At 68.8% G+C, this 9,502-nt stretch carries 10 protein-coding genes; 1 reads left to right on the top strand and 9 read right to left on the bottom strand.

Going from position 1 to position 9,502, the window contains the following annotated elements:
• The 8 genes from AC1DHD_RS10430 to AC1DHD_RS10395 all read right to left on the bottom strand — a co-directional run.
• Positions 1–973 (bottom strand): MFS transporter (locus AC1DHD_RS10430; protein ID WP_476879647.1); only part of this gene is annotated, 973 nt, incomplete at its 3' end.
• Positions 974–1,036: 63 nt separating this feature from the next.
• Complete coding sequence (locus AC1DHD_RS10425; RefSeq protein WP_476879646.1) at positions 1,037–1,927, bottom strand: SseB family protein; 891 nt, start codon at positions 1,925–1,927, stop codon at positions 1,037–1,039.
• A 12-nt stretch (positions 1,928–1,939) separates the two neighbouring features.
• Positions 1,940–2,686, bottom strand: a complete 747-nt coding sequence (gene priA, locus AC1DHD_RS10420; protein ID WP_476879645.1) for a bifunctional 1-(5-phosphoribosyl)-5-((5-phosphoribosylamino)methylideneamino)imidazole-4-carboxamide isomerase/phosphoribosylanthranilate isomerase PriA — start codon at positions 2,684–2,686, stop codon at positions 1,940–1,942.
• Between the two features lie 50 nt (positions 2,687–2,736).
• The gene (locus AC1DHD_RS10415) at positions 2,737–2,895 is read right to left on the bottom strand and encodes a hypothetical protein (RefSeq protein ID WP_476879644.1); all 159 of its coding nucleotides are present in this window, start codon (positions 2,893–2,895) and stop codon (positions 2,737–2,739) included.
• Positions 2,896–3,654 carry an imidazole glycerol phosphate synthase subunit HisH gene (hisH, locus tag AC1DHD_RS10410; RefSeq protein ID WP_476879643.1) on the bottom strand — a complete coding sequence of 253 codons (759 nt, stop codon included), beginning with the start codon at positions 3,652–3,654 and terminating at the stop codon, positions 2,896–2,898.
• Positions 3,651–4,277 (bottom strand): imidazoleglycerol-phosphate dehydratase HisB, encoded by a 627-nt coding sequence (hisB, locus tag AC1DHD_RS10405; protein ID WP_476879642.1) that lies wholly within the window; start codon positions 4,275–4,277, stop codon positions 3,651–3,653. Before hisB ends, hisH begins: the two co-directional genes overlap by 4 nt.
• Positions 4,278–4,345: 68 nt before the next feature.
• Positions 4,346–5,464, bottom strand: a complete 1,119-nt coding sequence (locus AC1DHD_RS10400; protein ID WP_476879641.1) for a histidinol-phosphate transaminase — start codon at positions 5,462–5,464, stop codon at positions 4,346–4,348.
• Positions 5,465–5,597: 133 nt separating this feature from the next.
• Positions 5,598–5,990, bottom strand: a complete 393-nt coding sequence (locus tag AC1DHD_RS10395; protein ID WP_476879640.1) for a LysM peptidoglycan-binding domain-containing protein — start codon at positions 5,988–5,990, stop codon at positions 5,598–5,600.
• Between the two features lie 417 nt (positions 5,991–6,407).
• Between AC1DHD_RS10395 and lexA the strand changes: the two genes are divergently transcribed.
• Complete coding sequence (gene lexA / locus AC1DHD_RS10390; protein ID WP_476879639.1) at positions 6,408–7,157, top strand: transcriptional repressor LexA; 750 nt, start codon at positions 6,408–6,410, stop codon at positions 7,155–7,157.
• A gap of 83 nt (positions 7,158–7,240) precedes the next feature.
• Here the strand turns inward: lexA and AC1DHD_RS10385 are convergent, their stop codons facing one another.
• Positions 7,241–9,220 carry an ATP-dependent DNA helicase gene (locus AC1DHD_RS10385; RefSeq protein WP_476879648.1) on the bottom strand — a complete coding sequence of 660 codons (1,980 nt, stop codon included), beginning with the start codon at positions 9,218–9,220 and terminating at the stop codon, positions 7,241–7,243.
• Between the last annotated feature and the right edge of the window lie 282 nt (positions 9,221–9,502).

The following is a 9,502-nucleotide window of genomic DNA, read 5'->3' as shown; positions in this document are numbered from 1 at the left end:
GGATGGGCGAGACGGGCCGGTGCATGGCGCCGTAGACGAGCCCGCCCAGCACCGAGGCCGCGCACCAGAAGAGGAAGACGATTCCGATTTCGGACTGATGCCCGCCGGTCTGCAGGGCGGCGACGATGCCGACGTCGGTACCGCTGAGGACCATGCCGGCCCCGGACGCGACAGCKAAGACAGCCGCGACTGCCGCGGTGAACCAGGCGAAGTTGTGGATGACCTTATGCCGCAGGCCAAGCCGGTCCTTGCGTCGCTCCTCCGCAGCCGCCAGGGGCGCCAGCTCCGCTGCAGCCTCCTGCAGGTGGGCGGGCGCGGCGGCGACCAATGCTGCCTCCGCGCCTTCCTGCTGGGCCGCGGCGAAAACCTGCTCCGGTTTCGGGCCGGTCGTGGTGCTGCGTGTGGGCGGGTTGATCCACATCAGGAACAGACCGGACAGGGACGTCGCAACGCCCACCACCGTGAGCCCCAGCACGGAGAAACCCGCGGTGGCCACCAGTGCTCCGGCGGCGGGACCGATCATAAAGACCAGCTCCGTGCTGATCGCGTCGAGGGCGAACGCCGTCCGGCGCTGCTCGCCGCTGGCAAGGATTCCCAGCGACTGGCGGACGACGCTGAAGATCGGCAGCGTCAGCAGGCCGCCGACGAACACCAGCGGCAGCAGGAGTTCATAGCTGACGTGCGGCACGATCGACCAGATARCGGTTTCCGAGACAACGGACGGGATGAGGGCCTTCCGCAGGCCCACCGTGTCGACCCGGCGGCCACGCCAGGGGGCCCCGACGGCGATGCCGATGGTCATCACCGCGGCGGCCGCACCTGCGGCTGCGTACCCCTGGCCCAGGCTCAGGACGATGTGCAGGGTCAGCAGGACCCCCGCGGCCGAGTGCGGGATGCGGGCCACCATACCCACCAGCAGGAGGTTCCTGATGGGCCGCACAGCCAGCAGGTCCCGGTAAAGCGCGAAATTCACGAAACTGCATTCCTTTGTGTACTGCCGTCGGCAGCACCGTGAACTCTGGGTGCGGGCCGTGGCCTATTGAGCTGCGCGCTGCAACTTGATTTCCATCGAGTCAACCCGTTCAGCAAATGTTTCATTCCGGGCCAGGGCCTCGTTGAGGCCGGCCACGAGGGACTGCACCGCGGCGGCGTCGAGTCCGTCTTCAAGGTACAGCACAACCCGCAGTTCCGGACCGGAGCCGCCGCCGGCAAGCTGCTGCCCGCCGGCCTGCATTGAGGCAACCCCGCCGCCCGGGTGGATCTCCACGCGGCGGAGCGCCGGGATGCCGGCAGCGGCGTCGCCGACCGATGCGGCCACCGCGGGATCGCTGTAGCTGGGTGTCCAGGCCTCTTGCCGGGCGAGTGACCAGACGGCGGGCCGGCGCACCACGAAGGTGGTGGCGGAGCCGGGGTCCAGCACCAGCAGTTCGGCGGTTTCGGCGACGGCGGACAGCGCGGCGCGCGCCGCGTACACGGCCACGGGCCTGGCCTCGGGATGCCAGGCGGCCAGTGCCGCGGCCGAGGTGAAGGCCGGCAGCGCCGTGCGGCCGTCCGGCGCCTTGAGGGTCACGAGGGCCATATCCGCTTGCTTGTCGCCATGGACGTGGTCGCCATGGGGGCCGGCGACGGCCTCCGCTTCCTCGGCCAGGGTGGCCACGATCGGCACGAACACCCGTGCGGTTGCCAGGGCCGCCACCACGGCCGCCTCGTCCCCGCGGCCGGCAGCGAGATCGGCCAGGGCCGCGAGATAGCCGGCGTCGGCAGCGCCGTCGTCGTCCTCGAAATTGTGGATCTTGGCGTCTTCGCCGGTGAGGCTCCGGCCGGCCCAGGGCTGCCCGGCGGAATCGGCCGGGCCGCCCGCCCCGGCAAGGGCGGCGGCGATGTGGCCGGGCAGGGCGCGCGGGCCGGGCTGGGTGTTGGGCTCCATGAAGGGTCCGGGCTAGCGGCGGCCGGCGACGTCGAGGGCTTCGGGCAGCGTGAAGTTGCCGTTGTAGAGGGCCTTGCCGACAATCGCGCCCTCGACACCCAGGGGCACGAGCGAGCGCAGGACCTTGAGGTCTTCGAGGCTGGAGATGCCGCCGGAGGCCACCACGGGCTTTCCGGTCTTCTCGACCATCTGGCGGAGCAGTTCAACGTTGGGCCCCTGGAGCGTGCCGTCCTTGGTGACGTCGGTGACGACGTAGCGGGCGCAGCCGGCGTCCTCCAGACGGCCCAGGACCTCCCAGAGGTCGCCGCCTTCCTTGGTCCAGCCGCGGCCGGCGAGGGTGGTGCCGCGGACGTCGAGGCCGACGGCGATCTTGTCGCCGAACCGCTCGATCACGCGTTCGGTCCACTCGGGGTTCTCGAGCGCCGCCGTGCCGAGGTTGACCCGGGCCACCCCAAGCTCCAGCGCCTTTTCCAGGGACTCGTCGTCGCGCAGTCCGCCGGAGAGTTCCACCTTGATGTCGAGCCGGCCCACCACTTCGCGCAGGAGTTCCGCGTTCGAACCGCGGCCGAAGGCTGCGTCGAGGTCCACCAGGTGGACCCATTCGGCGCCCTGGTCCTGCCAGTTCAGCGCGGCTTCCAGCGGGGTGCCGTAGCTGGTTTCACTGCCGGCCTCGCCCTGGACCAGGCGCACGGCCTGGCCGTTTACGACGTCGACGGCGGGGAGCAACTCAAGGACGGGCAGCGCGGTTTCGGTGGTCATCGGAGGGTCCTCACGGATTAGGGGTCAGGAATTCGTCGCTGCGGGGCCGGTTACTTGCCGGGCAGCGTCAGGAGGTAGGCGGCCAGGAGGGACATCGCGGCCAGGACGTAAAACACGATCTGCACCCAGAGCGGGCTCTTCTGCTGCCGGAAGGACAGGGCTCCGCCGACCAGCAGTCCGGCGAGGCCCATGAGGACCAGGGACCACATCTAGGCCGTTCCTTCCGGGGCGGTGGCCGGGGCCGGAACGGCGCGGGCGGCGCCGCGCAGGCTGTCCACCCAGTTGCGGAGCAGGCGCGCTCCGGCGTCGCCGGACTTTTCCGGGTGGAACTGCGTGGCGCAGAGCGGGCCGTTTTCCACGGCGGCGATGAAGGGTGCCCCGTGTTCGGACCACGTGACCAGCGGGGCAGCCATCCGCGGCTGGATCACGTCGAAGTCCCACTGCTGCACACCGTAGGAGTGGACGAAGTAGAAGCGTTCGTTTTCGACGCCGGCGAAGAGGCGTGACCCTTCCGGCACCGTGACGGTGTTCCAGCCCATGTGCGGCACCACTTCGGCCGGCAGGAGCTCGACCTTGCCCGGCCACTCCCCCATCCCCTCGGCGACGGTACCGTGTTCCACCCCGGCCTCGAAGAGCACCTGGAGGCCGACGCAGATCGCGAGTACGGGCCGGCCGCCGGCAACGCGGCGCCCGATCATCCGGACGGCGTCTACGGCTTTGAGTTCCTTCATCACGGTTTCGAAGGCCCCCACGCCGGGGACCACCAGCCCGTCAGCGTTCAGCACGTCCTCGGCCTTGGCGCTGAGGATGACCTCGGCCCCGGCGCGTTCGAGGGCGCGGACGGCCGACCGGACGTTCCCGGAGCCGTAGTCCAGCACCGTGACGGTGGGCTTGCCTGCGGGCGAGGCCGGCTTCCGGTCCCCGTCCGGGTTGATGATGGCCCCGTCGCGGAGCACTTTTCCGGTCACAGCGCGCCCTTGGTGGAGGGAATGCCTTCGACGCGGGGGTCAGGTTCGACGGCGGCGCGCAACGCCCGGGCGAACGCCTTGAACTGGGCTTCGACGATGTGGTGCGGGTCGCGGCCGGCGGTGACGTTCATGTGCAGGCAGATGCCGGCGTGCAGGGTGATGGCTTCGAAGACGTGACGGGTCAGCGAGCCGGTGAAGTGGCCGCCGATGAGGTGGTACTCCTGGCCGGCCGGTTCGCCGGCGTGGACCAGGTAGGGGCGGCCGGAGACGTCAACGACGGCGTGGGCGAGGGCCTCATCGAGCGGCACGGTGGCCTCCCCGAAGCGCCGGATCCCGGCCTTGTTGCCCAGCGCGGTCCGCAGGACTTCGCCGAAGGTGATCGCGACGTCCTCGACGGTGTGGTGGACGTCGATGTGGGTGTCGCCGGTGGCTTTGACCGTCATGTCGATCAGGGAGTGCTTGCTGAGCGCCGTCAGCATGTGGTCGTAGAACGGCACGGAGGTACTGATGTCCGATACACCGGTGCCGTCGAGGTCGATCTCGACCAGGACGGACGACTCGCTGGTGGTCCGCTCCAGGCGTGCGGTCCGGGCCTGGGCCGCGGCTGCTCCGGGGTTGTTCATGTGGGTGTCCTTTGGATGAAGGCGGCGCCCCGGCGAACAGGGCGGTGTGCGTGGGTCCTGGGTTAAGTCTAGGCGGACGGTGCTTGGCGGCCGGTCAGGATCTGTTCGAGGGCCTGCAGAAACGCTGTGGTTTCCGTCTCAGTGCCGGCTGTCACCCGCAGATGTCCCGGAATGCCGACGTCGCGAATGAGCACCCCGGCGTCCAGCAGCCCCTGCCAAACCTCGTGCGGGTTGTCCAGGCCGCCGAAGAAGACGTAGTTCGAGTCCGAGGCGGCGGGCTTGAGGCCCATCCGGATCAGTTCGGAGACGATCCTGTCCCGCTGGCGTTTGATGTCCTCGACGTCGGCCATCAGCGCCACGCGGTGGTGCAGGGCGGCCAGGGCCGTCGCCTGGGTGATGGCCGAGAGGTGGTACGGCAGCCGCACGAGGCGGAGGGCGTCGGTGACCTCCGGGGCGGCCGCCATATAGCCGAGCCGTGCGCCGGCGAGGGCGAAGGCCTTGCTCATGGTACGGGAGACGATCAGCCGCTCGCGGCCCGGCAGCAGGGTCAGGGCGCTGGGTGTGCCGTCGTGGGCGAACTCGTGGTAGGCCTCGTCGACGATCACGATGGTCTGGCTTTCCTGGCCCGCCTCATAGACGGCCTCCACAACATCCAGGCCCAGGCCTGTCCCGGTGGGGTTGTTCGGCGAGCAGAGGAAGACCACGCTGGGCTTCAGTTCGCGGACCTGCCGGGCTGCCGATTCCGCGCTGAGGCCGTAGTCCTCGGCGCGGACTCCCACGATGTATTCGGTGTCCGTCCCCGCGGCCAGCAGCGGGTACATGGAGTACGTGGGAGGGAAGCCGAGGGCGGTGCGCCCCGGGCCGCCGAAGGCCTGGAGGATCTGCTGGAGCACTTCGTTGGACCCGTTGGCGGCCCAGATGTTGTCCGCTTCGAGGCCGTGGCCCAGATACTCGGCGAGGGCCTCGCGGAGTTCGGTGAACTCGCGGTCCGGGTACCGGTTCAGCCCCGCGGCGGCCTCGGTCACGGCCTCGGCGATAGCGGCGCGGACGTCGGCCGGGACCCCGTGCGTGTTCTCATTGACGTTCAGCAGGATGGGCACGTCCAGCTGGGGTGCGCCGTAGGGGCGCAGGCCCCGCAGGTTTGTGCGGAGGGGCAGTCGGTTGAGGCGCTCTAGCTGGTCAGTCACCCGCCCAGTTTAAGTGAGACCCGGGCCCGCCCCGAAACTGTGACCCCGGAATGCCCGCCCCGTGGGGGCTGCCGGGGTTCACCAGGGGCGTTCACTCACACGCCGGCTGGTCATTCGCCGGCGGGGGCCCTGCCTACTTTGAAGGGACGAAAAGCTGCTGGCCGGGCATCACGCGGGCGGCGCCGAGGTTGTTGAGCTGGACAATGTCGGCCACGACGTCGCGGGGATCGCGTTCCGGTGCCACGGCGCCGGCGATCGCCCAGAGTGATTCGCCCGGCTGGACGGTGACGGTGACCGCGGGAGTCACCGAGAGCTCCGCGGCGGAGTCGGCCGCCTTGGCGGGGGCGTTGAGGAAACCGGCGAGCGACAGGACCATGACAGCCAGGACGATCAGCGGCAGGCCGATGAAGACGAACCGTCCCCGGCGGGTCAGCCGCAGGGGCGCCTGGCGTGCTGCCGCTTGGGGCACGGCCGTGCGGGACTTGATGGTGCCGAACGAACCGGACATAACGCTTACTGCTGACATAACTAAGCCCTCCTGGACCTCTCTGTGCCGCCCGGCGTACTCCATGTACCCRCCGCCAACCGGCCGAACCATCGAACGCGTGACCTTCATAGGCGAACCTGCGACTGCGAAACTTAGAACACAGAATCGAAACCTGCATTCGGTTCCCGTCGACAGGTTTCGAACACATATTCGAACTCTGCTTGTTCTGTTTTAGCACCTATGAACGAACATTGTCGAGACTCGCTAGAACAAATGTTTGAAAAACATGGTGTGCTGGCCTACTTTTGAATCACGGAACAACCGCTGGTGAGTTCACCTGCGGTTGGACAGTTCAAGTTCAACAACGGGGTCTGACATTTTTAGGCCCCGGGGGTTTTCAGGCCACAGCGGCCCGGCGGCAAGGTCCGCAGGGCGGAACGGAAAGGCATGGCGAATATGGCAGCACAAGCCGCCGGCGGGAGGGCTACCCAACGGAGCCCGCAGACCGGCCGGGCGCCGAAGAGCCTTACCGTCCGGCAGAAGAAGATCCTGGAGACGATCCAGCGTTCGGTCACGGACAACGGCTACCCGCCGTCCATGCGCGAAATCGGTGACACTGTGGGGCTCGCCAGCCTCTCCAGCGTCACCCACCAGCTCTCACAGCTGGAAAAGCTCGGTTACCTGCGGCGGGACCCCAAGCGGCCCCGTGCCATGGAAGTCCTGATGCCGCTAACCCTGGACGGCGGCGCCACCCCCATCTCCGGCGTCGAGAAGTCCAGCGGTCTGCGGGCCGTGGGCGGCCTCGCCGTCTCGGAACTGGCCAGCGCCACCGACACCGCGATGGTGCCGTTCGTGGGCCGGATTGCCGCCGGCGGCCCGATCCTGGCCGATCAGGTCGTGGAAGACGTTATGCCACTGCCACGCCAGCTGGTGGGCCACGGCGAGTTGTTTATGCTCAAGGTGGCGGGGGATTCGATGATCGACGCCGCCATCTGCGACGGTGACTGGGTGGTGGTCCGCCGCCAGAACGACGCCGTCAATGGTGACATCGTGGCCGCGCTGCTCGACGACGAGGCCACCGTCAAGACGTTCCGCCAGCGCGACGGCCACACCTGGCTGCTCCCCCAGAACACCCAGTACGAACCGATCCTCGGCGATCACGCCGTCATCATGGGCAAGGTCGTGTCCGTACTGCGCTCCCTCTAACCGGGAACCACCCAGCACCAACTCAGCAGGTCCCGTCCGATGTTCCGGACGGGACCTGCGGCGTTGGGGCAGAATTTTCCGGCCTATCCGGCGGCCGGGGCCTTGGCCAAGCGGTCGAGCGCGGCCAGCGCCACGGCCGGATCCGTGGTGGGCCAGAACGGTGGCAGCGCCGCGCGCAGGAAGCCGCCGTAGCGCTCGGTGGAAAGCCGGGAATCGAGTACGGCCACCACGCCCTTGTCCGACGTCGAACGGATCAGCCGGCCGGCGCCCTGCGCCAGGCGGATGGCCGCGTGGGTCGCCGAGACACTCATAAAACCGTTGCCGCCCGACTGTGCCACGGCCCGGGAGCGGGCGGTCATCAGGGGATCGTCGGGCCGTGGGAACGGGATCCTGTCGATGACCACGAGGCGGCAGGAATTACCCGGTACGTCAACGCCCTGCCACAGCGACATTGTCCCGAACAGGCAGGTGTCCGGCTCGTCCGCGAACTGCTTGACCAGCGCCGTCATGGTCGATTCGCCTTGGCAGAGGATGCTCAGGCCCAGCCTGGGCCGCATCGCCTCGGCGGCCTCCTCGGCAGCACGCCGGGAGGAGAAGAGGCACAGTGCCCCGCCGTTCGAGGCGCGGATAAGCTTCTCGAGTTCGTCGAGGGCCTCCGGGGAGGTACCGCGGCCCGGTTTGGGCAGGTGCTTGGCGACGTACAGGATGCCTTGTTTTGGATATTCAAACGGGGAGCCGACGTCGACGCCGGTCCAGCTGGGCGCCCCGGGCCCCACCAGTCCCAGTCCCCCGGCTGCGGGCTCGAATGCCGCTCCGATGGCGAGGGTCGCCGAGGTCAGGACGACTGTGTGGTCCGCGAACAGCCCTTCGCGCAGCCGCCCGGCGACGCTGAGCGGGGCGATGTTGACCAGGGCCGGCGCGGAGTCATCCGGCTGTGAGTAACCCTGCTGCGGGTCAAAGCTGCTGTTGCGCGAAAACCAGACCACCTCGCGGTTTTCCTTGGCGGCCAGGAGCCGTTCGCACAGCTCCAGGATCACCATCAGGCGGGAGCGGGCGAGCTGCCGGCCGCCGTCGGCCGGCGTGGCGCTATCCCCCTTGGAGTCGGAGAGCGCGGCGCGGCAGGCGTCGCGGAGCTGGTCAACGCAGTCCAGCTGTTCGCTGTTCAGGCCGTTCGGCATCAGCCCGCTTGGGACACCTTCGATGGCGAGTTCGAGGTTGGCGGCGGCGGTATTGAGCGCATCCACGGTGATCCCGGTGTGCTTACGGGCACCGGATGCCGCGGCGTGCACCATCGCGACGGACAGTTGCCCGGACACGGCGCCCGTGACGCGGTCCTGGAGCTCGTGCGCCTCGTCCACCACAACGACGTCGTATTCGGGCAGCACCGCGAGGCCCTCGAAGGCGCTGACGGCGAGCATGGCGTGGTTGGTGACCACAACGTCGGCGTCGGCGGCGTTCTGCCGGGCGAGTTCGCTGAAGCACTCGGCGGCGAGGGGGCATTTCTGCGCCCCCAGGCATTCCATCGAGGTGACGGACACCTGGCGCCAGGCGCGGTCGGTGACGCCCGGCAGAAGCTCGTCACGGTCGCCCGTCTGGGTCTCCTCGGCCCACTCCCGGAGCCTGACCACTTCCTTGCCCAGCTGGGATGAGGGCCCGCCCATGGCTGCGGCGAAGTGCGGTACGGAGGTGTCCTCGCCGAGGGAGAAAAGCTGGCCTTCCGCGGGCTCCTCGGACGGGAAGCCGCCCTCGAGCTTGTGGCGGCAGACGTAGTTGGCGCGGCCCTTCACCAGGGCGACTTTCACCGGCCGCTCCAGGGCCGGCGTAATGGTTTTCAGGAGACGAGGGAGGTCCCTGCCCACGATCTGGGTTTGCAGCGCGAGGGTGGCGGTGGAAACCAGGGTGGGTTTGTCGCTGACCAGCGAGTGGGCGATCAGCGGAATCAGGTACGCCAGGGACTTGCCGGTTCCGGTGCCCGCCTGGACCAGCAGGTGGTCGCCGGTGTCGATGGCGCGCGCCACCTGCCGGGCCATTTCGTGCTGGCCCTCACGGCTCTGGCCGCCCATCCCGGCGACCGCCCGGTCGAGGAGTTCAACCACGAAATCCTCGCCGGACGGGCCGCCTTTGGATGCGCCTGTTGTGGACGTTCCGTCTTCTGACCGGCCGGCGTCAGGCGATGCTGCCGCCTCCCCGGCTACTGCTGGTTCAGTCATTGCTGAGGAAGGCGTCCAGTTCGGCCGCAAGGCCCTCGCGTACCATCACCACGGCCCTGGTGCCGGCTTCCACATGGTCGAGGCTAATGATCTCGGCGTCGGTCTCGTGGAGCTTGCTGAGCAGGTCCCCGCGGT

The organism is Arthrobacter sp. 05L45_2 (assembly GCF_056397525.1).
This window is presented reverse-complemented; position numbering and strand designations above follow the sequence as displayed.

Excerpts from the sequence above, each read along its gene's own strand:
- AC1DHD_RS10425 (WP_476879646.1), bottom strand. The coding sequence starts at position 1,927 with ATGGAGCCCAACACCCAGCCCGGCCCGCGCGCCCTGCCCGGCCACATC.
- priA (WP_476879645.1), bottom strand. The coding sequence starts at position 2,686 with ATGACCACCGAAACCGCGCTGCCCGTCCTTGAGTTGCTCCCCGCCGTC.
- AC1DHD_RS10415 (WP_476879644.1), bottom strand. The coding sequence starts at position 2,895 with ATGTGGTCCCTGGTCCTCATGGGCCTCGCCGGACTGCTGGTCGGCGGA.
- hisB (WP_476879642.1), bottom strand. The coding sequence starts at position 4,277 with ATGAACAACCCCGGAGCAGCCGCGGCCCAGGCCCGGACCGCACGCCTG.
- AC1DHD_RS10395 (WP_476879640.1), bottom strand. The coding sequence starts at position 5,990 with ATGTCAGCAGTAAGCGTTATGTCCGGTTCGTTCGGCACCATCAAGTCC.
- lexA (WP_476879639.1), top strand. The coding sequence starts at position 6,408 with ATGGCAGCACAAGCCGCCGGCGGGAGGGCTACCCAACGGAGCCCGCAG.
- AC1DHD_RS10385 (WP_476879648.1), bottom strand. The coding sequence starts at position 9,220 with ATGGGCGGCCAGAGCCGTGAGGGCCAGCACGAAATGGCCCGGCAGGTG.